26 protein-coding genes are annotated in these 25,106 nt (G+C 60.7%); 11 read left to right on the top strand and 15 right to left on the bottom strand.

The window, feature by feature from the left end; translation table 11 throughout:
• Positions 1 to 177: 177 nt before the first annotated feature.
• Complete coding sequence (locus ACR0MI_RS04175; protein WP_170613050.1) at positions 178 to 1,485, bottom strand: aminotransferase class I/II-fold pyridoxal phosphate-dependent enzyme; 1,308 nt, start codon at positions 1,483 to 1,485, stop codon at positions 178 to 180.
• A 133-nt stretch (positions 1,486 to 1,618) separates the two neighbouring features.
• On the opposite strand from ACR0MI_RS04175, the gene ACR0MI_RS04170 reads away from it, so the two are divergent.
• Positions 1,619 to 2,503: a LysR family transcriptional regulator gene (locus ACR0MI_RS04170; RefSeq protein ID WP_480441015.1), complete on the top strand. Its 885-nt coding sequence runs from the start codon at positions 1,619 to 1,621 to the stop codon at positions 2,501 to 2,503.
• A 52-nt stretch (positions 2,504 to 2,555) separates the two neighbouring features.
• Here the strand turns inward: ACR0MI_RS04170 and pnp are convergent, their stop codons facing one another.
• The 9 genes from pnp to rbfA form a co-directional block, all read right to left on the bottom strand.
• The gene (gene pnp / locus ACR0MI_RS04165; RefSeq protein WP_170613054.1) at positions 2,556 to 4,706 is read right to left on the bottom strand and encodes a polyribonucleotide nucleotidyltransferase; all 2,151 of its coding nucleotides are present in this window, start codon (positions 4,704 to 4,706) and stop codon (positions 2,556 to 2,558) included.
• 453 nt (positions 4,707 to 5,159) lie between these two features.
• Positions 5,160 to 5,405, bottom strand: a complete 246-nt coding sequence (locus tag ACR0MI_RS04160) for a hypothetical protein (protein ID WP_170613056.1) — start codon at positions 5,403 to 5,405, stop codon at positions 5,160 to 5,162.
• Between the two features lie 163 nt (positions 5,406 to 5,568).
• Positions 5,569 to 5,838, bottom strand: a complete 270-nt coding sequence (rpsO, locus tag ACR0MI_RS04155; RefSeq protein WP_170613058.1) for a 30S ribosomal protein S15 — start codon at positions 5,836 to 5,838, stop codon at positions 5,569 to 5,571.
• Positions 5,839 to 5,982: 144 nt separating this feature from the next.
• Positions 5,983 to 7,005, bottom strand: coding sequence for a calcium-binding protein (locus tag ACR0MI_RS04150; RefSeq protein ID WP_170613060.1), 1,023 nt, complete (start codon positions 7,003 to 7,005; stop codon positions 5,983 to 5,985).
• Positions 7,006 to 7,089: 84 nt separating this feature from the next.
• Entirely contained in the window at positions 7,090 to 7,593 is a 504-nt protein-coding gene (locus ACR0MI_RS04145) for a DUF1643 domain-containing protein (protein WP_170613062.1), read from the bottom strand.
• Positions 7,594 to 7,635: 42 nt separating this feature from the next.
• On the bottom strand, positions 7,636 to 8,400 hold the full coding sequence (locus ACR0MI_RS04140; RefSeq protein ID WP_170613064.1) for a DNA repair protein RecN: 765 nt from the start codon (positions 8,398 to 8,400) through the stop codon (positions 7,636 to 7,638).
• Between the two features lie 46 nt (positions 8,401 to 8,446).
• Positions 8,447 to 9,355, bottom strand: coding sequence for a tRNA pseudouridine(55) synthase TruB (truB, locus tag ACR0MI_RS04135; protein ID WP_170613066.1), 909 nt, complete (start codon positions 9,353 to 9,355; stop codon positions 8,447 to 8,449).
• 54 nt (positions 9,356 to 9,409) lie between these two features.
• On the bottom strand, positions 9,410 to 10,153 hold the full coding sequence (locus ACR0MI_RS04130) for a phosphodiester glycosidase family protein (RefSeq protein ID WP_170613068.1): 744 nt from the start codon (positions 10,151 to 10,153) through the stop codon (positions 9,410 to 9,412).
• Complete coding sequence (gene rbfA / locus ACR0MI_RS04125; protein ID WP_170613070.1) at positions 10,150 to 10,545, bottom strand: 30S ribosome-binding factor RbfA; 396 nt, start codon at positions 10,543 to 10,545, stop codon at positions 10,150 to 10,152. The genes ACR0MI_RS04130 and rbfA overlap by 4 nt, the downstream gene beginning before the upstream one ends.
• Positions 10,546 to 10,648: 103 nt before the next feature.
• Here rbfA and dapB point away from each other — a divergent pair, with 103 nt between their 5' ends.
• The gene (dapB, locus tag ACR0MI_RS04120) at positions 10,649 to 11,458 is read left to right on the top strand and encodes a 4-hydroxy-tetrahydrodipicolinate reductase (protein ID WP_170613072.1); all 810 of its coding nucleotides are present in this window, start codon (positions 10,649 to 10,651) and stop codon (positions 11,456 to 11,458) included.
• 38 nt (positions 11,459 to 11,496) lie between these two features.
• Positions 11,497 to 12,180 (top strand): DUF2306 domain-containing protein, encoded by a 684-nt coding sequence (locus ACR0MI_RS04115; protein WP_170613074.1) that lies wholly within the window; start codon positions 11,497 to 11,499, stop codon positions 12,178 to 12,180.
• Here ACR0MI_RS04115 and ACR0MI_RS04110 read toward each other — a convergent pair.
• The 3 genes from ACR0MI_RS04110 to tmpA are packed head-to-tail and all read right to left on the bottom strand — an operon-like array spanning position 12,167 to position 14,555.
• On the bottom strand, positions 12,167 to 12,835 hold the full coding sequence (locus ACR0MI_RS04110) for an ureidoglycolate lyase (RefSeq protein ID WP_170613076.1): 669 nt from the start codon (positions 12,833 to 12,835) through the stop codon (positions 12,167 to 12,169). The two genes, ACR0MI_RS04115 and ACR0MI_RS04110, sit on opposite strands and share 14 nt — an antisense overlap.
• A complete protein-coding gene (gene tmpB, locus ACR0MI_RS04105) occupies positions 12,832 to 13,422 on the bottom strand; it encodes a (R)-1-hydroxy-2-trimethylaminoethylphosphonate oxygenase (protein WP_480441021.1) in 591 nt (196 codons plus the stop codon). The genes ACR0MI_RS04110 and tmpB overlap by 4 nt, the downstream gene beginning before the upstream one ends.
• Positions 13,419 to 14,555 carry a 2-trimethylaminoethylphosphonate dioxygenase gene (gene tmpA, locus ACR0MI_RS04100; protein ID WP_170619087.1) on the bottom strand — a complete coding sequence of 379 codons (1,137 nt, stop codon included), beginning with the start codon at positions 14,553 to 14,555 and terminating at the stop codon, positions 13,419 to 13,421. Before tmpA ends, tmpB begins: the two co-directional genes overlap by 4 nt.
• Positions 14,556 to 14,653: 98 nt before the next feature.
• On the opposite strand from tmpA, the gene ACR0MI_RS04095 reads away from it, so the two are divergent.
• The gene (locus ACR0MI_RS04095; protein WP_170613081.1) at positions 14,654 to 15,508 is read left to right on the top strand and encodes a LysR family transcriptional regulator; all 855 of its coding nucleotides are present in this window, start codon (positions 14,654 to 14,656) and stop codon (positions 15,506 to 15,508) included.
• A gap of 4 nt (positions 15,509 to 15,512) precedes the next feature.
• Here ACR0MI_RS04095 and ACR0MI_RS04090 read toward each other — a convergent pair whose 3' ends face one another.
• Positions 15,513 to 15,695, bottom strand: coding sequence for a DUF1674 domain-containing protein (locus tag ACR0MI_RS04090; RefSeq protein ID WP_170613083.1), 183 nt, complete (start codon positions 15,693 to 15,695; stop codon positions 15,513 to 15,515).
• Between the two features lie 89 nt (positions 15,696 to 15,784).
• Here ACR0MI_RS04090 and ACR0MI_RS04085 point away from each other — a divergent pair, with 89 nt between their 5' ends.
• The 7 genes from ACR0MI_RS04085 to ACR0MI_RS04055 all read left to right on the top strand — a co-directional run bounded on the left by ACR0MI_RS04085 (position 15,785) and on the right by ACR0MI_RS04055 (position 24,257).
• On the top strand, positions 15,785 to 17,041 hold the full coding sequence (locus ACR0MI_RS04085; RefSeq protein ID WP_170613085.1) for a transcription antitermination factor NusB: 1,257 nt from the start codon (positions 15,785 to 15,787) through the stop codon (positions 17,039 to 17,041).
• A gap of 90 nt (positions 17,042 to 17,131) precedes the next feature.
• A complete protein-coding gene (locus ACR0MI_RS04080; RefSeq protein WP_170816823.1) occupies positions 17,132 to 18,871 on the top strand; it encodes a heparinase II/III domain-containing protein in 1,740 nt (579 codons plus the stop codon).
• A gap of 22 nt (positions 18,872 to 18,893) precedes the next feature.
• On the top strand, positions 18,894 to 20,483 hold the full coding sequence (gene purH, locus ACR0MI_RS04075; protein ID WP_170613088.1) for a bifunctional phosphoribosylaminoimidazolecarboxamide formyltransferase/IMP cyclohydrolase: 1,590 nt from the start codon (positions 18,894 to 18,896) through the stop codon (positions 20,481 to 20,483).
• Entirely contained in the window at positions 20,483 to 20,959 is a 477-nt protein-coding gene (lspA, locus tag ACR0MI_RS04070) for a signal peptidase II (RefSeq protein WP_170613090.1), read from the top strand. The genes purH and lspA overlap by 1 nt, the downstream gene beginning before the upstream one ends.
• 50 nt (positions 20,960 to 21,009) lie before the next feature.
• Complete coding sequence (locus ACR0MI_RS04065; RefSeq protein ID WP_170613092.1) at positions 21,010 to 21,528, top strand: DUF3035 domain-containing protein; 519 nt, start codon at positions 21,010 to 21,012, stop codon at positions 21,526 to 21,528.
• A gap of 81 nt (positions 21,529 to 21,609) precedes the next feature.
• Positions 21,610 to 22,950, top strand: coding sequence for a M16 family metallopeptidase (locus ACR0MI_RS04060; RefSeq protein ID WP_170613094.1), 1,341 nt, complete (start codon positions 21,610 to 21,612; stop codon positions 22,948 to 22,950).
• Positions 22,947 to 24,257 carry a M16 family metallopeptidase gene (locus ACR0MI_RS04055; RefSeq protein ID WP_480853711.1) on the top strand — a complete coding sequence of 437 codons (1,311 nt, stop codon included), beginning with the start codon at positions 22,947 to 22,949 and terminating at the stop codon, positions 24,255 to 24,257. Before ACR0MI_RS04060 ends, ACR0MI_RS04055 begins: the two co-directional genes overlap by 4 nt.
• A gap of 21 nt (positions 24,258 to 24,278) precedes the next feature.
• Here ACR0MI_RS04055 and ACR0MI_RS04050 read toward each other — a convergent pair whose 3' ends face one another.
• A complete protein-coding gene (locus tag ACR0MI_RS04050; RefSeq protein WP_170613097.1) occupies positions 24,279 to 25,088 on the bottom strand; it encodes an SDR family oxidoreductase in 810 nt (269 codons plus the stop codon).
• Positions 25,089 to 25,106: the final 18 nt, after the last annotated feature.

Here is a 25,106-nt window from a genome sequence, read left to right as displayed (position 1 = left end):
GGATCGGAACAAACGAAAGCCGGTCCCCGATCAACTCGGGTCACGGTGGATTTGAACGGCGTGAGTGAATAATTTCGTCGGTGGCATCGGCCCTATTGGAAATGGTGCAAGCTGCTATAATGTATGAGGAAAACAACCGCAGGCGCATGAGATTGCGGCTCACGCGCCCGCATCGTCTTAGTGCATGAAATGCAGGGTCGAAAAGCTTTGCCGCCAGTCTGAAACCTGTTCTGCGATATCCTTTTTCGCCAAACCGTCTGCAATCTGCGTGGCCAGCTGTTCGGCGTCGGCCGCAGTCATGCCCCACCGGACCAGTTCCGGTGTTCCGATGCGCAGGCCGTTCAGATCGCCGGCGACAGCGTTAACGGGCAACCCGATGCCACAGGCCAGGAAACCCGCATGCCGCAGTGTTTTTGAGGCCGCTTGCCCGCCGCCAAAGGGCTCCGCCAGCACGGCGAACTGATGCGAGGCGGTAAAGCCCCCGGCACCCGCAAAAACCGGAACCCCTTTGGCATTCAACGCTTCGGCCAGCGCTTTGGCCATCGCAATCATCGCCGCCGCGTATTCGGCACCAAAATCGCGCCAGTCCAGCATCGTCACAGCCAGGGCCGCCGATTTGGCCGCGTCGAAATTTGCCGTCATGCCGGGAAAGGCGATGCGATCCAGCGCCTGCGCAATCTCGGCGTCATTGCTGACGATCAGTCCCCCTGCAGGTCCGCCCAGGCTTTTGTAGGTGCTCATGGTCATGAAATGCGCGCCTTCGGCCAGCGGGTTGCGCCAAGCCTTTCCGGCAATGATCCCGCACTGATGCGCGGCATCGAACATGACCCTGGCGTCGATTTCATCAGCAATGGCACGGATTTCGGCGACCGGATGTTCAAACAGGTTCAGGCTGCCGCCAATCGTGATCAGGCGAGGCCGTTCCGTCAGCGCGATCTGCCGCAGCTGGTCCAGATCGACGGTGTAGCCATCGGGATTTACCGGCGCTTCGATGGTTCGCAGGCCGAACAGCCCGGCACAGCCGGCCAGGTGATGGGTGACATGCCCGCCGATTGACGCGGGTGGTGCGATGATCGTGTCGCCCGGTTTGCAGGTGGCCATAAAGCCGTAAAGATTCGCAATCGCCCCAGAAGGCACACGGATTTCGGCATATTTCGCATCGAAAATCTCAGCACACAGCTCGGCCGCGATCACCTCGATCTCTTCAATGGCTTCCAGGCCCATCTCGTACTTGTCGCCGGGATAGCCCAGCGAAGGGCGCGAGCCGATGCCCGAGGCCAGCAATACCTCGGCCTTCGGGTTCATCACGTTTGTGGCAGGGTTGAGGTTGAAGCACTCTTTCTCGTGGATGTCCCGGTTTCGTGCCACAAGCTGGTCAATCCGCCCCAGCAGATCTGCCGAGGACGCCTGTGCCGTCCTGGCCGCGATGTCCTGCACCAGTGTCTCGCATGCCGCAGGAACCCAGGCCCGTTGTTCGATTGTCATATCTGTGTCCTCCATTTGCGGCCAAGATTGATCACTTCGAATGACAGCGCAAATCAGATTTGCTATTTCTTGGCGTAGAAAAGCTAAGGCTAGGAATTTGCCCGTTTCACCACGCCGCCCCAAGGGGCCACCCATGAACGCCCTGCGCGCCTTCGAGGCCGCGGCGCGTCACGGCAGTTTTGTCGCCGCTGCGGATGAACTGAACGTCACGCCCGGTGCGATTTCCCAGCATATCAAGGCGTTGGAGGGCTGGGCAGGGGTGACATTGTTCCGCCGGAATGCGCAGGGCGTACAGTTGACCCCGGCTGCCCGCAGTCTGAGCCGCGAATTTACCGAGGCCTTTGACGCGCTTGCATCCGCGACGCAAAGCCTGAGGAACCAGCAACCCAATGCGGATATCCATATCGCCGCTCTGCCGTCGGTCGCGCAGCTTTGGCTGCCCGCCCGGCTTGGGCGGATTCGGAAAAGCTATCCTGATATCAATTTCTCGGTCACCGCGCTGGAATCACCGCCCAACCTGACGCGCGAGTTTTTCGACCTGTCCGTATTCTTCGCCATCCCCGATGGCAGCGCCGAGCAGGTGGTCCTGGCCAGGGATATCATCTTTCCCGTCTGCACTCCGGCATTGGCCGAAGACGTCGCAAAGGGTCGCGATCTGGGCACCCTTCCATTGCTGCACGATCAGACATGGCAGGACGATTGGGCGATTTGGTCGGATAAATCCGGGCGGGCGCTGGCTGATCCGCAAAAAGGACCGCGCTATTCCCTGTACAGTCTGGCTGTCGAGGAAGCCAAATCCGGGGCGGGGGTCTTGATGGGCCATGCCTGCCTGATCGAGCAGGCGCTGCACACTGGATTGCTCTGCCCGTTATTTCCCGAAAGATGTGAGAGCGGCCTCTCACTGGTCCTGAACCGCCCGCACAGGACCCGGCGCAGGTCAGAGGTCGATGAAATCGCCGACCTGCTGAGCCAGAGCGTTCAGTCGCCGGATACCTGTCCTGAAAACCAAAGCCCATAAAAAAGACCCCGGCCGAAGCCGGGGTCTTCTGTATCTCTGAAAAAGGGGCAGATTACTCTGCGCTTTCCTCTTTCTTTTCTTTCTTCTCGGGGACGATCTCTTCACCGGTTTCCTGATCGACGACTTTCATCGACAGGCGAACCTTGCCACGATCGTCAAAGCCCAGCAGCTTGACCTTCACTTCCTGACCTTCCTTCAAAACATCCGACGGATGGTTCAGGCGGCGATTTTCGATCTGGGACACGTGCACCAGACCGTCGCGCTTGCCAAAGAAGTTCACGAAGGCACCGAAGTCGACGATCTTGACCACTTTACCGGTATAGACCTGACCTTCTTCCGGCTCGGCCACGATCGAATAGATCATGTCATAGGCCTTCTTAATCGATTCACCATCCGGCGAGGCGATCTTGATGACGCCGTCGTCGTTGATGTCGACCTTGGCACCCGAAACCTCGACGATCTCTCGGATGACCTTGCCGCCCGAGCCGATCACTTCACGGATCTTGTCGGTCGGGATGTTCATGGTCTCGATGCGCGGAGCGTGGACCGAGAATTCGTTGGTCTCGGACAGGGCTTTGCCCATCTCGCCCAGAATGTGCATCCGGCCTTCTTTGGCCTGTGCCAGAGCAGTTTCCATGATCTGCGGCGTGATGCCTGCGACCTTGATGTCCATCTGCAGCGAGGTGATGCCGTTTGCGGTACCCGCAACCTTGAAGTCCATGTCGCCCAGGTGATCTTCGTCACCCAGAATGTCGGTCAGAACAGCGTACTCACCGTCATCTTCCAGGATCAGGCCCATGGCCACACCGGCAACCGGTGCTTTCAGCGGAACGCCTGCATCCATCATCGACAGCGAACCGCCGCAGACAGACGCCATCGAGGACGAGCCGTTGGATTCAGTGATCTCCGACACCACGCGGATGGTGTAGGGGAAGTCGGTCGGCGCAGGCAGAACCGCCTGCAGCGCACGCCATGCCAGCTTGCCGTGGCCGATCTCACGACGGCCGGGCGAACCAACGCGGCCAACTTCACCAACCGAATACGGAGGGAAGTTGTAGTGCAGCAGGAAGTTCGATTTGAAGTTGCCGTGCAGCGCGTCGATGAACTGCTCATCGTCACCAGTGCCCAGCGTGGTCACGGCCAGCGCCTGCGTTTCACCACGGGTGAACAGGGCGGAGCCATGCGTACGCGGCAGCAGCGAGGTTTCGGCTTCGATGGCGCGGACATCGGTGGTCGAACGGCCGTCGATGCGCTTGCCGCCTTTGACGACGTCGCCGCGCAGGATGCCAGCTTCCAGCTTTTTCATCGCGGAACCCAGGTTCGCGTCTTCCAGCTGTTCCTCGGTCAACGCTTCCTTGATCGCTTCACGGGCAGCGGCAACAGCGGCGGTGCGCTCCTGCTTGTCTGTGATCGCGAAGGCGGCGCGCATCTGCTCTTCACCGGCTGCGGCAACAGCGGCGTAGAGGTCCGAATAATCGGGCGCTTGGAAATCGAACGGCTCTTTAGCGGTTTCTTCGGCCAGATCGATGATCAGGTCCAGAACCGGCTGAATCTGCTCGTGCGCAAAGTTCACGGCGCCCAGCATTTCGGCCTCGGACAGCTCGTACGCTTCGGACTCCACCATCATCACGGCGTTCTTGGTGCCGGCGACAACCAGATCCAGACGCTGTTCGGGGTTCAGGCGCAGGTCCTGCATGTCGTCCACAGTCGGGTTCAGGACGTATTCGCCATCCACGAAACCAACACGGGCACCAGCGATCGGGCCCATGAACGGCGCGCCCGAGATGGTCAGGGCAGCCGAGGCGGCGATCATCGCAACGATGTCGGGGTCGTTGACCAGATCGTGGCTCAGCACGGTGCACATCACCAGAACTTCGTTCTTGAAGCCGTCAACGAACAGCGGGCGGATCGGACGGTCGATCAGACGAGCGGTCAGCGTCTCTTTCTCGGTCGGGCGCGCCTCGCGCTTGAAGAAACCACCCGGAACCTTACCGGCGGCATAGTATTTCTCTTGGTAGTGCACGGTCAGCGGGAAAAAATCCTGACCGGGCTTTTGTTGCTTGGCAAAGGTCACGTTGGCCATGACGCTGGTTTCACCCAGCGTGGCAATCACGGTGCCGTCGGCCTGACGGGCAACCTTGCCGGTTTCCAGTGTAAGCGTCTCCTCGCCCCACTGAATTGATTTCTTTGTTACATCAAACATATGCGTATCCTAGAAGGGAGCGCTCCCGGCCCTCCGGGTCTCCCGTTTGCATGGCGGCCCCATTGCCGCCGACCCCACTTTATCTTCCATTCGAGTGCCGGGGTCAGGGCACAACGTCTCAGATACCCGCGCGCATACATGAGTTTTGGCCCGAAGGGAAGGGAAACCGGATGCCGATAGCGAAAGGGTGCCGAAAGCGTTTAGAAAGACCGTTCGCGCGATTTGCGCAGCGCGCGGATGTCTTGCGCGGGCTCTGCCGTCGGCGCGGTTGTGGCACTTGCTGCCCACTGCGATAAGCGCGAACGAGACCTGCGTGCTTTCGGCAGCATTTTGCAGCGCGCTCCAAGAGAAAGGCTCACCCGCCTGCCAGATGGCAAACAAGGTAGCGGACAGGTTCACGATGAAGGTCAGGCACCACAGTGCCGCCGCAAAGAACAATCCGTACATTACCGACTACAGAACCAAAGCCCTGTAATCCGTGCGCCGCGTTTCCCCCTTCAATGCCAGAGCAGCGCGTATCCCGAACAGGCTGATGAAGGCGCTTGTAATCGGCTCGCTGACGTGACCGGCCAACCCAAGGGTGAAAACATCCAGAACCATCCACACAACTATTGAGGCGAGGCTGATCGCAAGGATGGGGAAAATCATGCGGGGTGTGACGCGGAGCGACAGCACGAATGAGTTCAGAATTAGAAGCATTAAACAGGCTTTTGACATAACCTTAAGTTGTGCAGGTGGATACACCTCAACCCCCTGGCAATGTCAAATGCGTGGGTCGACCGCTCTAAAAAAAGAGGTTCGATGGCCACAACAAAAAACGCCCGCCAAAATGGCGGGCGTTTGAAACAAATGCAAAAAGCGGTTAGCGGCGGATGCCCAGCTTTTTAATCAGGTCCTGGTAACGCGCTTCTTCCTTGCCTTTCAGGTAGTCCAGCAGCTTACGGCGCTGAGCAACCATCTTCAGCAGACCACGACGACCGTGGTTGTCTTTCTTGTGGGTCTTGAAGTGCTCGGTCAGGGTGTTGATGCGCGAGGTCAGGATGGCAACCTGAACTTCAGGCGAACCGGTGTCGCCCTCTTTGGTTGCGAATTCTTTCATGACGCGTGTTTTTTCAGCGGCAGTGATCGACATCGGGGTCTCCTTTGAAAGGTTAGAGTGAATGGCGCAGGCCGGGATGTCGTCCAGCGCAGGCCCATGGAGAAAACCGCACCGATTCCGATGCGGATGCGCGCGTATAGGCGCATTTGCGGCAAATGGCAAAGGGAATCTCCTGGCTCAGTCCGGAAGGCCCAGCTGTTCCAGTTCTGCTTCGGTCATGAATTGGATATCATCTGCCGTGATACCTTGGGCACCGAGCAGATGCGCCACATCCTGCCCGTTGACCATCACCCGGATCAGATTTTCGTCTTCGGCGTCGGTTTCCAGACGAATATCGGGTTCTTCAGCGTCATTCCAGGAAATCAGCAACTTGTCCTGCCCTGGCTGAAAATCCATCACTGTGACCTGATCGTCGTCGTCCTCGGGGCTCAGAACAAATGTATCCGCGTCCTGTCCGCCAGTGACGATATCGCCGCTTTCCGCCAGAATCGTGTCTTCCCCTGCGCCACCGTTCAGGAAGTCTGCTGATTGTTCCGCGTCGCCATCGTCGCCTGAAATAAGATCATCGCCATCGCCGCCGAAAACGACGTCTTCACCGGCCCCGCCGCTTAGCGTGTCATTGCCATAGCCGCCCTGCAGCACATCATCGCCTTCCCCGCCGGTCAGAATGTCATCACCTTGCCCACCAATAAGCGTGTCGTCACCCTGCCCACCGTGCATCTCGTCCGAACCGCCATGTCCGTAAAGCTCGTCATCCCCGCAATCGCCGTTCAGAAGATCATCCCCATCCATGCCATGAATCAGGTCATCGCCTTCTGCACCGGACACGATGTCATCGCCGGTGCCCCCGAACAACATGTCGTCCTCATGGCTGCCTTCGATGATCAAATTGCTGTCCTGAACGTCAGCCGGATCGTCGCCGGCCGCATCTGGTTGCGTCTCGGTGTCATCGCCCGTTTCGGGGACTTCAGTGCCCTCGAACTCGGGTTCTTCAGTTCCGGTGGGCAGGTCTTCAACCTCGGGAGGGGCCGGGTCATCGACATTGTCGTCGATTTCCAGAAATGCCCCCTGTCCGGCGTCATCCGGCTGATCCGGTGCGACGTCGTCATCTGATTCTTCATCTTCGGACGAAAAGATATCGCTGACCGCGTAGGCGGCACCGCCTACGGCCGCCAGTCCAAGCAAACCGATCAGAAACATGAAAATCCTCCGAAAGCCTGGTGAAATATCCCATGGATTCAGAAGTTTGGTCAAAGCAAGCCTGAAGGTGTGGTTAACCTCTTGTCACCACGCTTGGGGCTGCTGAGAGTAGGCGATGTAGAGGGGATGCTTGGGATGCCCGTCTTTTGTCAGCCCAAGATGAAACAGGGGCTGGCCGGTTCCGCGCAGCAGGTTTTCAACAGCAGGGCCACGCTCAAGATGTGCGCCGTGGGTGCCCCAGGCGGCGATGACCTGGTCGGCCCATTGGACACCGTCCAGAATGGCCGCGTCATTCTCGGGTCCGACCGGATCGGGGGCGGCTCGCATCTTGCGCGGGTCGGTGTCGCGCCAGGCAAAGATGTTGGTCACCTGAAATGCGCCGAACCCCAATGCCCGCGCCCGACGTTCGCACCGTTCCACCGTTGGGTCGTTCTGTACCTCGGTCGCGGTCGATGGGTTCAGCATGACGAACAGCGCCTTGCGCCCCGTCGGATCCCAGATGCGTGTCAGGCTATAGCGATAGTTCTCGCAATCGGAATACACGGCGGTCGAGGGCGCGTCGCCTTTGGTGTGGGAACGGGTGATCATGAGGGTTAGTGACCAATTGCGCCGGCTTTCGCAAGCGCAAGCTCAGCGGTCGGTGTATTTGTCCAAACCTTTGTCGACCCAGTTCAAGGCATATCCCGCTGGCCCGCGTATGCCCTGTTTCGGATTCGTGGGACAATCAAGCTGCACATGCGGATTGTCACGAAGAAGCGTGAGCGCGTCCCTGGCCGCAGCCAACTGGTCCTTGGTGACTTTGGGTACGTCGCTGTGCTTGACGGCTGCCAGTGTCATCCGATGCAGCGCCGAAGCCAGTGTCCAGACCGTATGATACCGCAGGCCTTCCAGTTTTGGGTGCGCCGCGATGCGGGCGATGACGGCAACCAAAACGTCATAGAAGGTCAGGTCCCTGTTTGTCCGCAAAATCTCGGCGGCCACGTAAACATCTGCAGGGTCCGCGCCGGGTTTCAACCCGTCATGGATCGGCGCCGTATCGGGCAGGTTCCCCGCCAGAACTTTCAGCGACTGCCGGGTTTCTTCCAGTTCGGACACCGGCGCGTGAATGTCGAAGGCCGAATACAACGTGTTCAGACGCGCGTTTTCCTCTTCCAACTCGGCGACATGCGCCTCTGTTTCGTCGAGCTTTTGCTTGACTTCACGAAGCTGAACTTCGAACTCGCCAAGCTTTGCGGACGAAATGTAGCGAGGGATCGCCTTAAGGCGCTCGGGCTTGCGGATGATCCATATGACCAGCCCCAGGGCGATCAGCGACCAGATCGAGATGTTTTCAAGAAACAGCTTCAGGTATTGGAAGACCGCATCGTTTTCCAACGTGAACCCCCATCGTTGCAATCGGTAATCCGACCGTAGCGGCAAAACCCAGTTGGGGGAACATCGCTCAGCTGTCGACGAACACCCGGCTGGGGTGCAATTCGCCCGATTTGTAGATACCCACGGCCACAGCCTTGCCATTCAGTGAGGCCCAGGCCTCATCGCCGTATTCAACGTCCGATGCCAGAACCATGCCCGGATTGCCATTGCGCAGGCGGGTAGCACCTTCGGGGGTGCATTTCAGCTCGGGCAGGTCGGACAGGCCGGTCTCCAGCGGGTGCAGGTAATCGTCCAGTGCCTCGGTCTTGGCCATTTCATCGATCTGTTCGATGCTCAGCCCGTCTTCGGCCTCGAACGGGCCGGACCAGATGCGGCGCAGCTCTCTGACGTGGCCGTGACAGCCCAGTGCCTCGCCCAGATCGCGTGCGATCGAACGGACATAGCCGCCCTTGCCGCATGTCATTTCCAGCACGACGTGATCTTCATCGGGGCGGTCGACCAGTACCAGTTCCTCGACCCATAACGGGCGGGCGGACAGGTTCACATCCTCGCCGTCGCGGGCCAGCTTGTAGGCGCGCTGGCCGTCGATCTTCACGGCTGAGAACTTGGGCGGCACCTGCATGATGTCACCCAGAAACGGGGCCAGTGCCTGTTTGATGTCGTCATCCGAGGGGCGCGCGGGGCTTTCAGCGATCACCTCGCCTTCGGCATCGTCGGTGTTGGTGGCCTGACCCAGACGCACGGTGAAAGTATAGGCTTTCAAAGCATCGGTGATGTAGGGAACGGTCTTGGTCGCCTCGCCCAGAGCTACGGCCAGAACACCGGTCGCTTCAGGGTCAAGTGTACCCGCATGGCCCGCCTTTTTTGCATCCATCGCCCAACGCACCTTGTTGACCACTGCGGTCGAGGTCATGCCCGCGGGCTTGTCCACCACCAGCCAACCGGAAATATCGCGGCCCTTGCGTTTGCGTCCCATACTGCACCTAGAAGATTGCTGAGGCGCGCGGGTTAGCGGATCGCCTCACTGCTGTCAATTTGCAGGCGCATCCTCGACCACTCCGACTATTGGCCCCAGCGAAAACCCGACATCGGACCGTTTGTTCGCCCGGTCATACATCCGAGAGATATTGCCGTCGAAGAACAGCGCGTTGGGCGTACCCAGCAGATCCCGGAACAGGCCGCCGAACTCGTGGAAAGTGACGTAATCATCCGAAATTGCGAACACCGCCCGTGTGCCGTCGGCACTGGTGCCCACCCCGTTGCGCACATAGAGCGAGGTCGAATCGGGCAGGAAACGCGGATGCAGCTCTCCGTTGATGACCAGCATCGGGCCGGATTGTGTGGCAAAACGGCAGTCGGGAACCTGATCGACGAAATCCAGTGTCTCGAACACGTCGGCGCGACCCTCGCGAATGCAGAACACGCCATTGGGCAACAGACCGAAATTGCCGGGGCCCGGGTTGGCGATCACGCGCATCTGTTCCTGGCCGTCTTCGACATAGTGACCGACAGGTGAGCGGTCTTCGTGATACATGCCCGCGTTCATCGCGAAGGCAAGCCGTTTGCCGCCCGGTTTCAGTGCATCATTGACGGAAGAGAAATGCCCCAGCAGCTCGCCGTTTTCATCGTTCAGAAACAGACGTAGATCTTCGTTCGCGGCATCCACCTCGCAGACTGTGTACCGCTTGCCCTCATGGGTCAGCTTATCACAGGTCACCGCAGAGGCTTGCGCGGCCCAGAAGGCCGCGATCAGCGAGACGGCGGGGCGGATCACTCGTCCAGATCGCGGCGCACCGCGTCCTGATCGAACATGCGGCGGGTGTCGTCCAGCCGGTCGAACGTGTCGTCCAGCCGGAACCGCAGATCGGGCGAGAATTTCAGACCGACCTTCTTGCCGACCATGCGCCGCAGCTCGCCCTTGTTGCGGGCGAGCAGCGCGATCACGTCTTCCTGCCCTTTGCCGCCCAGCGGCAGCACGTAGGCAGTGGCAATCTTCAGATCGGGCGAGGTGCGCACCTCGCCTACGGTGATCGACATGCGATTCAGGTCGGGGTCGTGGACATCTCCGCGCGCCAGAACCTCGGACAGGGTGCGGCGGATCAGCTCGCCGACGCGCAGCTGTCGTTGGGACGGGCCGGGGCCATCGTGGAATTTGTTCTTTGCCATAAACCCCGATCTAAGCGCAAAGCGGGGCTTTGCCAAGCGGGCGCGAACGGGGTAGGAGGCTTTGAGCCGACCATCCGGCAGGCAACGCGAAAGGACCAGCGCCATGACCCATATTCCGGGGATCGTCATCACAGGGGCTTCGGGCCGTATGGGGCAGATGCTGATCAGGACCGTCACGGACAGTGATCAGGTTCGTCTGGTCGGCGTGGTCGAGCGTAACGGCCACGACTGGATCGGTCAGGATGTCGGCAATGCGATGGGCGGGCAGGCGCTGGGCGTAGCCGTGACCGATGACCCGCTCGAGGCTTTCGCGCAGGCGCAGGCTGTCATCGATTTCACCGCACCCGAGGCGACGCTGGAATTTGCCGCCCTGGCCGCGCAAGCGCGTTGCGTGCACGTGATCGGCACCACCGGCATGACCGAAGAACAGATCGCGGCGCTGGAACCGGCCGCGCGCCATGCCGTAATCGTGCGGGCCGGTAACATGAGTCTGGGGGTCAACCTGCTGGTACAACTGACCAAAAAGGTTGCCGCCGCGCTGGATGAGGATTTCGATATCGAGATCATCGAAGGCCATCATCACCACAAGGTCGATGCACCATCGGGCACCGCGCTGATGCTGGGCGAGGCGGCTGCCGAGGGCCGGGGCGTCAATCTGGCCGATGTGTCCGACCGGGGTCGCGACGGCATCACCGGCGCGCGCAAGCGAGGGGACATTGGGTTCCATGCCATTCGGGGTGGGGACGTTGTCGGCGAGCATGACGTGCTGTTCGCAGCCCCCGGCGAACGCATCGTATTGCGCCATCTTGCCTCGGACCGCGCCATCTTTGCACGCGGTGCGCTGAAGGCGGCGCTGTGGGGGCAGGGCAAGGCGCCCGGTCAGTATGACATGGTGGATGTGCTGGGGCTCTGACCCGTAGACAGGTCGCAAGCCGGCGCTAAAGTCCGGGTATGCGTATCCTGAAATCCCCAGTGGCGTCCGGCCTGTTGCTCGTGGCGTTTTATCTGACACTGCTGCCTTTTCTGGTGCATGGGTTTGGCATGATTGGTATTGGGCTGTCTGACGATGCAGCCCAGCGCAGCTATTTGTTTGCCGACGGTCAGGGCATCGGCAATACGATGATGATGGTGCACATACTGGCCGGAACTGTGCTGGTGGCATTGGTGCCGCTGCAACTGATCAAAAGGCTTCGGCTTGGATTCAACCGATTTCACCGTGCATTGGGTTCTGTTCTGATTTCGCTGGCATTGATCACAGGCGCGGCGGGAATGGCCTATATCCTGTTGCGAGGAACGATTGGTGGCCCGGTGATGTCTGTGGGCTTCTTCCTCTATGGCCTGTGCCTGTTTGTTTCGGCTCTGATGCTGGCCCAAAAGGCAGTGGCAGGTGATCGCGCTGGTCACTGGGCCTGGGGATTGCGACTGTTCTGGCTGGCGCTTGGGTCTTGGTTATACCGTGTGCACTACACATTATGGTACCTGCTGACCGGAGGGCTTGGGTCAGAGCCCGATTTTTCGGGCCCTTTTGATCTGGTGCAGAATTTCGCGTTCTTTCTTCCCTATCTGCTGGCCGTGCAGGTTTGGATTTCAGGGCGACGTAACGACCATCAGCGGGCGTTGGTCACAGATCCCTGATCTTGTCCGCACGCAGCGGGCAGGCGAGGTAGACACCGAATTCCTTCCCGATGTCAGCGCTGACCCGGGCGTGGACTTTGCCTTGACGGTCCAGGAACCGTTGATTGTCCTCAACGGGAAAAATCCCCTCGTGCCAGATGCCGGGATGGATATAAAGACCGCGCGAGCCGTCGCACCAGAATGCCACCACCTTGTCGGGGGTCAGGTTATCGCCGGGCAGCGCGGCAGGCACGATGAACGGTCTGTTATCCAGCGGCCAGAACATCTGCCCGCCATCCGGGTGATAGTTCATGTGCCACAACAACACCTGATCGCGCGGCGCGGTTTGCTGTTGCGATTGCGCTTGCTGCGGATCGGTCGACCAGCCAAGCACATAGTGACCATTGACGGCCTCGTTTCGACCATAAAGCACATCACCCTTCCATTCCCCATGGAATGTGCCCTCGACCCAGCCACCTTCGTCACCGGTGCCGTCGTCGATCGGCCGCCAACCCTGTTGCGGCCAGCGGACGATTTCGATTTCGAACGTATCAGGATCATCGACCAGGCAGCCGTAGCCTTTTACCGACTGCTCTGTCGCCCGGATCAGCGGAACCTCATGCCATGGCAGTGACGGCTTGGAGCTCGCTTCGAAGATGTATTCCGGCGCGTTCATGATGCCCCCAAATGTCTGTCGACCATACGCTGCACCATCGGTGCGAAATGGGCGAATTCCGGAGTTTCCATGTCGGCACGCTTGCCCGCCTCATCCAGATACCGCACCTGAACAATCTCTTTCAGGTTCGGGTTGCCCTCGAACTCTGCCACTTCATCGGCACTCATGGGTCCGCCCTGCAGTTCCAACGTGTGGACCGACGCGGCGGACAGGCGGTTGAAGTATTCGGGCTTGGTGGCGCAGAGATAGCGCTTGGCCGCGACGTGATAGCGGCAACAATCGGTGATGACCGACGGAAAAAACTGCTCCAGCACCTCGGCACCAGCGTCCTCGTGGTGGCGATCCTCGGTGTCGTCGGGATGATAGGTGCCGAATTCGGACGTGAAATGGCCGATATCGTGCAGCAATGCTCCGACGATGATCTCTTCGGTCTGGCCGTTCTGCTCGGCAATCGTGGCGCCCTGCAACATGTGCTGGGCCATGGTGACGGGTTCCCCCAAATACTCCTCTCCGCCACGGCGCTCGAAAATATCACCTATGAAGGCCACGATATTGTCGCGGTTCAGGGTCGAGAAATCGGGCTTCATTCCGCCGCCTCCGGTTGTGCCATCTCCATCGCGGCTAGAGTGGACAGCAGTCCATCCTTGTCGGCATAACACCCCTGCAGCCAGCGTGATCCGGCACCGGAATAGCCCAGACGGGCGTGCAGCACGCGGGTGTTGTCGACGATAAAGCTTTCGCCCGGTTCCAGCTTGAACGACACGCCCATGGCCGGGTCGTCGATGATTTCACCGAACTGTCGATAGGCGGCGTAGTAGGCTTCCATCTTGTCGAACGGCACATCCACAAATGGCGCGGATGAGCGGTTGTTGAAGCGGATGCTGATCAGTTCTCCGTCAGGCGAAAGCTCGATCATCGGGCGGCGTGAGCGCAGGCAGACACCGTCCGAACCCTTATACTCGAACCGCGCCGGATAGCCCGCCAGCAGGGCGAAACCTTCAGGATTCAGGTCCCGCAGCTTTTCAGCGGCCCGGAAGCCATCGACCACGATCGAGTCACCGCCTTCGGCGCTGTTTTCCAGGCAATAGAGGATTTGCAGCGTCGGAACCGGATCACGGTAGGGATTGTCGGTATGGGCCTGCAGACCAAGGCCGGTATAGGCAAGGTTGGTGGGGTTCACCTCGGTCCGGACCTCGAAATAGGGGCCGTAGTTTGTTTCGCGGACGTAACCGAACAGATCGGCCACTTTCAGCAGCGATTCCGGTTCGGCGGGACCGCCGGTCAGTTTGGCAAAACCGAACTCGGCCACTGCGGCCAGCCAGTCCCGTTTGGCACCGGGGTTGACGTGAACCGCAGTCCAGTCGCCAGAAGGCGCCTCCATGCCGCGTTCCCAGGTAGTGATGCCCTGCGCGACTCGCCCGAAAGCACCGGCGTGATCGTGATCATAGCCGTGGTCGGCCAGCCAGTCGGCCGGGAAGTAAACGGTCTTGTCTTCGGGCTGGAACGTGACCTGCAGATCGCCGCCGACAATTTCCGCCGCACTGACCGAAACATTTGCGGGAATGTCACCGATGGTGATCAGACGTTGTCCGTTGCCCGGCGCGCGGGTGTCGGGGTCCAGCGCGTTGTCACGCAGCCAGATGGCGTGAAAGCGCGATTGGGACGCGTCGGCAAAAGTGACAGTTACGACGGAAGGGGTGAAAGTGGCGGTGCGCAGCATTGGGAATCTCCTGTTCAGCGCGGCTTTGGTTGAGGAGATACGGTGCTTGTGGCATTAATACAATTAATCCTTCTTTCTGCTGAGGCCCGGAAAAACTAATGGATAGAAAGAAAGCCGGTCTGCCCCCTCTGGATTGGCTGCGCGTGTTCGAGGCCGCCGGGCGTCTTGGCGGGTTTTCAGCCGCCGCGCGTGAGTTTGGCCTGACGCAGGCGGCGGTAAGCCAGCGGATCGGCAACCTTGAATCCTGGCTGGGCCGAACATTGTTCGTGCGCGAAGCGCGCGGCGTGTCCCTGACTGTTGAAGGCGAAAGTTACCTGCCGCTGGTGCAAGACAGCCTGCAGGCACTGGAGCGAAATACGGAGGACCTGTTCGGCAAATCCCCGCGAGAGCTGCGTGTCGCGGGCCTGTCCTCGAACATCCACGCACTGGTTCTGCCGGCCGTCGCGCGGTTTCAGGAGGTGCGGCCCAAGGTGCGGGTGATGACCGACTCGGTTGCGCGCCGGTCGTCGCTGGACGAGGAGCGGACATGGCTGCAAATCCGCTACGGCCGCGGAACCTGGCCCGGGCGCGATGCGGCGCTGATCGCGCGTGAGGTTCTGGTGCCGATGGCCGCGCCGGGTGTCGAATGGGGCGCGCCGCTGATTGATCTGCGCGGGGAACGACCAGCATGGCGGGACTGGGCGCGCAAGACGGACAATGCGGAATTGCCGCCGTCAAAGATCAGTCTCGATTCGATGGAACACGCGATTTCCGCAGCTCGGCAGGGGATCGGCGTGGCGCTGGGTTCGGTGCCTCTGGCCCATTCGGACTTACATGCGGGACGATTGTGCAGGCTGGATCTGCCCGAGTTGCCGACCAAGGATGGCTATTGGCTGACATGGCCCGAAGAGCGTGCGAAATCGAACAAGCAGCGCGCTCTGATTGCTGATTTTCTGCAGGCTTTGCGGGGCTGAACGATCAGAAATCGATGGCGATGCCTTTTTTCTCCCAGTCGCCATAGCGGGCGGGGTCGGGACCGTCGCGCCCGCCCAGTTCCTTTGGCATTTCCTTGGCTTCGGTCTCGGCCTTCTTGCGGCGTTCTTCGGCTTCGGCCAGCGCGCGCTGGGCAGCAGGCGGCAGGTCTTTGCGCTGATCGGTCATGACATCGGGTTCCTTTCCGTGCTTGGGCTTGATATACGCCCGCGTCCGCCCTTGGCAATGCGGGCTTGGGTCACAGGAAAGGCGAATCCATGTCTGACAGCGCAACAGCGGCGCGGCGCAGCGCGATCTATCTGCTGGATCAGATTTTGGGAGAAGGGCGATTGCTGTCGGAATGCCTGGCCGCAGGCGCGCTGGATCGTCTTGAACCCGAGGACCGTGCAAGGGCTCAGCGTCTTGCGCTGCAAACGTTGCGCGGGTTGGAACGGGCGGACCGCCTGCTGGACAATCACCTGAACCGGACACCGGCGCTGACTGTCCATAACGCCTTGCGTCTTGGCGCAGTCGAGTTGTGTCACGGCGAGGCGGCACATGGTGTCGTCAACTCCATGGTCGAGATCGTAGGCCGGTCGCGCAAGCATGGACGCCTAAAGGGCTTGGTGAACGCCGTGCTGCGTAAAGTCGCCGCCGAAGGCCCGGACGCCTGGCCAAGAATGCGAGTGCCGCGCCTGCCGGAGTGGCTGCGGGAACCGCTGATCATGGCCTGGGGTCCCGATGCCGTTGCGGGCATGGAGGTGGCTCATTTCAACGGCGCGCCGCTGGACATCACGCTGAAGCCCGGCGCGACCGGACCCGGTGAGGCTTTGCCAACGGGTTCAATGCGCGTTCACGATGCAGGCCAGGTATCGACCCTGCCCGGATATAACCGGGGCGCGTGGTGGGTACAGGATGCAGCGGCGGCCTTGCCCGTTCGGGTACTGGCGCCGAAAGCGGGTGAGCAAATTCTGGACCTTTGTGCTGCCCCCGGCGGCAAGACGTTGCAACTGGCGGCGGCAGGGGCAGACGTCACTGCGCTGGATATCTCGGAAGGTCGGCTGGAGCGGGTGCGCGAAAACCTTGCCCGCACCGGTTTGTCAGCCAAGGTCATCGCCGGCGACGCGTTGGAACATCAGGGACAGTATGATGCCATCCTGCTGGATGCCCCCTGTTCCGCCACGGGCACCATTCGTCGGCACCCTGACCTGCCTTTTGCCAAGGATGGTTCGGAATTTGGCGGGCTGATCGAATTGCAGGCCCAGATGCTGGCCCATGCCTGGACCCTTCTGAAACCGGGCGGGCGGCTGGTCTATTGCACCTGCTCGCTGCTGCCGGATGAAGGCGAGGTGCAGGTCGAAGAGGCGCTGGAACAATATCCCGATATGCAGATCGACCAAGGCGCGCTGGGCATCGAAGGTGTCAATTCCGACTGGATCACACAGGAAGGCGGGTTGCGCCTGCGGCCAGACTTTTGGGAGGATCGGGGCGGCATGGACGGGTTCTATATCGCCTGCCTGAACAAATCCGCCTGAAGGCACGCTTTTCGATGACTTGACGCGCCGCCCGGTCTATCGTTGGGTCTCAGGCGCCAGCAGAGCGCAAGGGGCAGAGAAACAAGCGTCATGTCGAAGTCGGACACCATGGCCAACCGGTGGATGCGGTTTCAGAACCGTTTCTACGCGCGCCTCAGCCAGCGCCAGAAGGCGGTCACCGGATTTGTCAGCCAGCCCGAACCCCGCGCTGTCGGCTCATTCGCGCGCGGCAGGCAGTTGGTGGCCGGGAACCTGCTGTTCGCCGGTTACTTGGTCGAGGCGCAGGATACCGGGCTGTGGGATGTCGCAGCGCCCAGTGCCGGTTTTGACAATGAACGTCACGGATTTGCCTGGCTGGACGATCTAGCCGCAGTTGGAGACATGCGCGCGCGGGAAAAAGCCCAGCGTTGGGTCTGGGGTTGGATCGCGACACATGGCCGGGGGCAGGGGCCCGGCTGGGCGCCCGACCTGACAGGTCGCCGGGTGATCCGCTGGATCAACCACGCCATTTTCCTGTTGCGCGGTGTGGACGAGCAGCACAGCAGGCTGTTCTTCCGCTCTCTGGCGCAGCAAACGTGGTATCTGTCCAAACGCTGGCACGCCGCGACGCCGGGCTTGCCCCGGTTCGAAGCGTTGACCGGTCTGGTGCAGGCCGGTCTGGCGCTGGAGGGATTGGAGAGACTGGCCGATCCGGCCCTCAGCGCATTGTCGCGGGAATGCGAGCGGCAGGTGGATAAGCAGGGCGGGATCAGCACCCGGAACCCCGAAGAATTGCTTGAGGTATTTACGCTTCTGTCCTGGACATCCGCCGCGCTGAGTGAACTGGGCCGGGGGACGCCGGGATCTCAGCTGAACGCGATCAGACGCATTGCACCGACCCTGCGCAGTCTGCGGCATTCGGACGGCGCGCTGGCCCGGTTTCATGGGGGGGGGCGCGGCCTCGAAGGGCGGCTGGATCAGGCCCTGGCGCAAAGTGGCGTGAAGCCGGACAATTCAACAGAGCTGTCAATGGGATATGCCCGTCTCTACGCCGCACGAACCAGCGTGATCATCGATGCCAGCGCGCCACCCAAAGGGGCTGCATCCTATAACGCGCACGCTTCCACCCTGGCGTTTGAGCTGACATCCGGACGCAGGCCTCTGGTCGTGAATTGCGGGTCCGGCGCTAGTTTCGGGGTCGAATGGCGTCGGGCCGGGCGGGCGACGCCTTCGCATTCCACCCTGTGCCTGGACGGATACTCCAGCGCCCGCCTGACCGATCCGGCCCCGGGCACGGAATACGAAGCGCTGGTCGATGCGCCCTCGCAGGTCCTGACCGAGGTTGAGGCCGGTTTTGAAGGAACCCGCTTCATGGCTGGCCATGACGGGTACGCAAAAGTGTTTGGTCTGACCCACGCCCGTACTTTTGAACTGCGTTTTGACGGCCGCGAACTTGTGGGTGAGGACATTTTGCTGACCGCAACCGACAAGGCGAAGCGGCAGTTTGACAAGGCGATGGATGCCTCGGGCCTGTCGGGGATCGGGTTTGATATCCGGTTTCACCTGCACCCCGACGTGGATGCGGCGCTGGATTTGGGGGGCGCTGCGGTGTCGATGGCTCTCAAAAGCGGTGAGATCTGGGTTTTTCGCCATGATGGCGCGGGAAAATTGTCAGTCGAGCCAAGCGTTTACCTTGAGAAAGGGCGTTTGAAGCCGCGCGCGACAAAACAGATCGTTCTATCCGGGCGCGCAATGGAGTATGCGACCCGCATCCGGTGGACGCTGAGCAAGGCACAGGATACAGCCTATGCCGTGCGCGATCTGCACCGGGACGAGCCCGAGTTTGACTGACGCCAAAAGGACCTTTGGACCCATGACCGACCTTCACCCCGTGCGCCGCGCGTTGCTTTCCGTTTCCGACAAGACCGGGCTGATCGAGCTGGGAAAGGCGCTGGCCGAGCGCGGAGTCGAGTTGCTGTCGACCGGCGGCACGGCCAAGGCGTTGCGCGAGGCAGGGCTTGAGGTGAAGGACGTCAGTGAGATCACAGGCTTCCCCGAGATGATGGATGGCCGTGTGAAAACCCTGCATCCGATGGTGCATGGCGGGCTGCTCGCGCTACGCGACAACGACACCCACGTTGCTGCGATGGAAGAACACGGCATCGGTCCAATCGACCTGCTGGTGGTGAACCTCTACCCGTTCGAGGCGACAGTGGCCAAAGGTGCTGGTTACGACGAATGTATCGAAAATATCGATATCGGCGGACCTGCGATGATTCGCGCGGCCTCCAAGAACCACGCCTTCGTGAACGTGGTCGTGGATGTCGAGGACTATTCCTCACTGTTGGATCAACTGGAAGAAAACTACGGCAAAACTTCCTATGGTTTCCGTCAGTGGCTTGCGCAAAAGGCTTACGCCCGCACCGCGGCGTACGACACCGCAGTTTCGAATTGGATGGCCGACGCATTGCAGCTTGAAGCGCCCAAGCGCCGATCTTTTGCGGGTGAGCTGAAACAGACCCTGCGCTATGGTGAGAACAGCCATCAACAGGCGGCTTTCTACACTGATGGAACCAACCGTCCGGGTGTGGCGACCGCCGTTCAGCACCAGGGCAAGGAACTGAGCTACAACAACATCAACGACACAGATGCTGCGTTTGAATTGGTGGCCGAGTTCAATCCTGCAAAAGGTGCGGCCTGTGCGATCATTAAGCATGCCAACCCTTGCGGCGTAGCCACAGGCACGACCTTGCTGGAAGCGTATAAGTCAGCCTTCGACTGCGACCGGACTTCGGCCTTTGGTGGGATCGTGGCACTGAGCCAGCCGCTCGACGCCGAAACCGCACAGGAAATCACCGGGATTTTCACCGAAGTCGTGATCGCCCCCGGCGCGTCGGACGAGGCAAAGGCGATCTTCGCGGCCAAGAAAAACCTGCGTCTGCTGACCACCGAAGGCCTGCCGGATGTGACCACTGGTGGCAAAACCGTGCGACAGGTGGCCGGTGGCCTGCTGGTGCAGGACAAGGACAATGGGTTCATCGGAATGGATGACCTGAAGGTTGTCACCAAAAAGGCCCCGACCGAAGAGCAGATGCGCGACCTGCTGTTTGCCTGGAAAGTCGCCAAGCACGTCAAATCCAACGCCATCGTCTACGTCAAAGACGGTGCGACCGTGGGCGTGGGCGCGGGCCAGATGAGCCGCTTGGACTCTGCCATGATTGCCGCCAAGAAGGCCGAACGCATGGCCGATGCGCTTGGCTTGCCGCAACCGCTGACCATTGGCTCGGCCGTGGCGTCCGATGCGTTCTTCCCCTTCCCTGACGGGCTGATGGAGGCCGCCGAAGCCGGCGCGACCTGCGTGATCCAGCCGGGCGGCTCGATGCGCGATGACGAGGTGATCGCTGCGGCGGACGAGGCAGGCCTTGCAATGGTCTTCACCGGCATGCGCCATTTCCGTCACTGATGCGTTATCGCCTGCTGCTCTGGGCCGCGCTGGCGGCGCTGTTGATCGACCAGATCAGTAAATATCTGGTCGTTCACGTGATGCGCGTGGCCGAAAGGCCCGGGGGTGTCGACGTGTTGCCGCCGCTGCTTGTGTTCAAGTACGGCGAGAATCGCGGGATTAACTTTGGCCTGTTTCAGGGGAACACGGACGCAGCCCGCTGGTTTCTGATTGGCATATCGGTCGTGATCTGCACGGCCGTTCTGATCTGGTTGATGCGGACGACGCCGCCGAAGCTGATGCAGATTTGCGGCGGCTTGCTGATCGGCGGGGCGCTTGGAAATGTGGTGGACCGGGTTCTCTATGGCTATGTCCTGGATTTCCTGAACATGTCCTGTTGTGGCATCGAAAACCCGTTTGTCTTCAATCTGGCCGATGTGTTCATTTTTGCCGGAGCGCTGGGACTTGTTCTGTTTGACGGCAAAAAGCCCTCGTGACGCGCCGGACGATATGCGATAAAAGCGCCTCAAACAGGCTGGAGACACAAATGCGGATGCCGCTTGCCATACTTGCACTGACACTTGCCGTTGCCGTGGCGGGCTGTTCCAAACGTGGTCTGCGCGATCTTCAGCCACCCGGACCGGGTCCCGACGAGTTTTCGGTGCTGCCGGTCAAGCCGCTGACGGCGCCTAAAGATTACAGCTTCCTGCCGGCCCCCACACCGGGCGGCGGCAATCTGGTTGATCCGACGCCCAAGGCGGATGCCGTGGTGGCGCTGGGGGGCAGTGCGGCGGCACTGAACTCGAATACCAGCATTCCGTCTTCAGATGCGGCACTGGTCACCGCCTCCAGCCGTTATGGCGTTCCGGCCAATACGCGGCAGGTCGTCGCGCAGGAAGATGCGGATTTCCGCAAGCGCCGTGGCCGCTGGACAGGTCTGAAACTGTTCCCGGTTGACCGCTATGAGCAGGTTTACGAGCGGCAGGCGATAAACGCGAATGCGCAAAACGAAGCAGCCCGCGCGGCAGGGATTGAGACTCCCTCGGCCCCGCCTGCCGATGAATAATTCTTAACTTTCCGTCATCGCCCTTGAACCCGCGCGGCGCCACCGTAGTTTGAAACGCATAAACCAAACGGAGGATGCCGCATGGTTCGGGCACTGGCGTTGTTTGCCGCCCTGATGACCGCGACCCCGCTTCTGGCCGAAGACGGGCAGGAGGCAGTCACGACTTTTACACTGGATAACGGCATGGATGTCGTGGTGGTCGAGGATCATCGCGCCCCGGTCGTACAGCATATGGTCTGGTATCGGGCCGGTTCGGCGGACGAGCCCATCGGCGCGTCCGGCGTGGCGCATTTCCTGGAACACCTTCTGTTCAAGGCCACCGACACGCTTGAGGCCGGAGAGTTCTCGGCCACCGTGGCGGCCAATGGCGGCAATGACAACGCGTTCACGTCGTATGATTACACCGCCTATTTCCAGCGCGTCGCCGCTGACCGGCTGGAACTGATGATGCAGATGGAATCGGACCGGATGCGCAACATCCGCCTGACCGAAGCCGATATCGAAACCGAACGCGATGTGATCTTGGAGGAACGCAACCAGCGCACGGAAAACAACCCTCGTGCCCTCTTCGGCGAGCAGATGAGCGCGGCGCAGTATCTCAACCACCGGTATGGTGTGCCGATCATCGGCTGGAAGCACGAGATGGAGGAGTTGGATCTGGACGATGCGCTTTCCTTCTATCGGATACACTATTCGCCCAACAACGCGATTTTGGTGGTCACGGGTGACGTCGACCCGGAGGAGGTCCGCGTTCTGGCCGAAAAATACTATGGCGTGATCCCCGCCAACCCGGACCTGCCTGAACGGGTCCGCTCGCAGGAACCGCCGCAAACCGCCGAACGACGCCTGACCTTCAAGGATCCGCGCGTGGCGCAGCCCTACCTGCAGCGCAGTTATCTGGCGCCGGAACGTGACGCAGGTGCTCAGGAAAAGGCCGCAGCGCTGTATTTGCTGGCCGAATTGCTGGGCGGCGGCACCACCTCGTACCTCAATGAAAAACTGCAGTTCGAGAAGCAGATGGCCGTCTATGCAGGCGCGTTCTATCGGGGCGTATCGCTGGATGACACGACCTTCGATATGGTGGTCGTCCCGGCCGAGGGCGTCTCGCTGCAAGAGGCTGAGGATGCGATGGATCAGGCGGTTGCGGACTTCATTGCCGAAGGTGTGAACGCAGATGATCTGGACCGGATCAAGATGCAGCTGCGTGCCGCCCAAACCTATGCGCGCGACAATGTCGACGGGATCGGCAACCGCTATGGCCGCGCGCTGACCACCGGTCTGACGGTCGAGGATGTGCAGGCCTGGCCCGGCATTCTGCAGGCCGTGACCGGGGAAGAGATCATTGCGGCCGCCCGCGAGGTGCTGCAGTCCGAAGCGTCTGTCACCGGATGGTTGATGCGTGACGATGAGGTGACGCAATGAAACGGATATTCGCAACCCTGATCGCCTTGGTCATTGCGATGCCTGCATGGGCCGAGATCGAGATCCAGGAAGTCACCTCGCCCGGCGGCATCAAGGCCTGGCTGGTCGAGGACCCATCGATCCCTTTCACCGCGTTGGAGTTGCGGTTTCGCGGCGGCACCTCGCTGGATGACCCGGACAAGCGTGGCGCGGTCTATCTGATGAGCGGCCTGATCGAGGAAGGCGCGGGCGATATGGACGCGCGGTCCTACGCGCGAGAACTGGAATCGCTTGCGGCCTCGTTCACCTACAACGCCAGCGATGACACGGTTTCGATTTCGGCGCGGTTTCTGACCGAAAATCGGGATGAAGTGATCGATCTGCTGCGCACCACGATTCATGAGCCCCGCTTCGATCAGGACGCGATTGACCGGGTTCGCGCTCAGGTACTGTCCGGTTTGCGGTCGGACGAGACCGATCCGAACGACATAGCTGGCCGCAGCTTTGCCCGTATGGCCTATGGGGACCATCCCTACGGGTCCGAGGGCAAAGGAACGATCGAAAGCGTTTCCGCCCTGACGCGCGACGACATCGTTGCGGCCTACGACAACGTCTTTGCCCGGGACCGGCTGTATGTCGGGGCCGTCGGCGACATATCGGCAAAAGACCTGGGTGCACTGCTGGACAGGCTGCTGGCCGATCTGCCCGAAACCGGCAAACCGATCCCGGACAAGGCGCAGGTTTCAATTACGGGCGGCATCAGCGTCGTGGATTTCGACACCCCGCAATCGGTCGCCCTGTTTGCCCAGAAGGGGATTGACCGTGACGATCCGGATTTCTTTCCTGCCTTTATTCTGAACCACATTCTGGGTGGCGGCGGGTTCGAAAGCCGCCTGATGCAGGAGGTTCGCGAAAAACGGGGCCTGACCTATGGCGTCGGAACCTATCTTGTGCCCAAGGATCTGGCCTCAGTCTATCTGGGGTCGGTGTCATCGGCCAATGACAGGATCGCAGAAGCGGTCGAGGTGATCCGCGATGAATGGGCGCGCGCCGCGTCCGAAGGCGTGACTCAGAAGGAACTGGATGATGCCAAGACCTACCTGACAGGAGCCTATCCGCTTCGCTTTGATGGCAATGGCCAGATTGCCGGGATCATGGTCGGGATGCAGATGGAAGGCCTGCCCATCGATTATGTCGCCACCCGCAACGATAAGGTGAATGCCGTGACGCTTGAGGATGTGAACCGAGTGGCAACCGAACTGCTGGACCCGGAAGGCCTGCACTTTACCGTCGTGGGCAAGCCGGTCGGTCTGGAAACGACCAACTGATGACCAGGGGCTGAGCGAAGCTCAGCCCTTTTTCATGCTCCGCAACATCTCACCCATCATCTGTCCGAACTTACCCGACCCACGCTGGTACAGCGCTCCGTCAACGGCCAGAACCGTGCCGCTGATATAGCTGGCCAGATCAGAGCTGAGGAACAGACAAGCATTGGCCACATCCTTCGGCTGTCCCCAGCGGCCCAAGGGCACGTCCTTGCGAAGCTCTTCGTGGGCGTTTTCGGTGGGGGCCAGACGTCTGGCCCCTTCTGTGCCTTCGATAAATCCGGGCACGACCGAGTTCACGCGGATGCCCTCGACACCCCATTCCATCGACAATGTGCGGGTGATCTGATCGACGCCCGCCTTGGCGGCGCAGACATGCGCCTGACCTTCGTAAGGCAGATAGGATTGCGGGGCCGAGATGTTGATGATGCTGGCCCCGGGACGCTTGAGGTAAGGATAGGCCCCCTTCATCACGTGGATCGTGCCCATCAGATCAATATCGATCACGGTCTTGAACGCATTGACCGACATCTCGGCCGCCAAGGCGGGGAAATTGCCCGCCGCGCCCGACACCAGAACGTCGAAATCTCCAAATGCCTCGTGGAATTGCTTGAGGCCCTCAGCCACAGCCTCAGGGTCACGCACGTCAAACGCCGCACCGACGGCATCCTGTGCGCCCGCAGCTTTCAGTGCGGCAACCGTATCATCGACCTTCTCCTGCGACCGGCTGGCAACGGCCAGTTTGGCACCCGAGGCCGCAAAGGCCTCGGCAATGCCTCGGTTGATACCGCTGGTTCCGCCGATGACGATGACGGTCCTTCCTGAAAAGTCCATGTAGGCCTCCCGAGATGC

The organism is Ruegeria sp. D4, assembly GCF_056534475.1.
The sequence above is the reverse complement of the archived record's forward strand: the minus strand, read 5'-3'. Positions and strand labels throughout refer to the sequence as shown.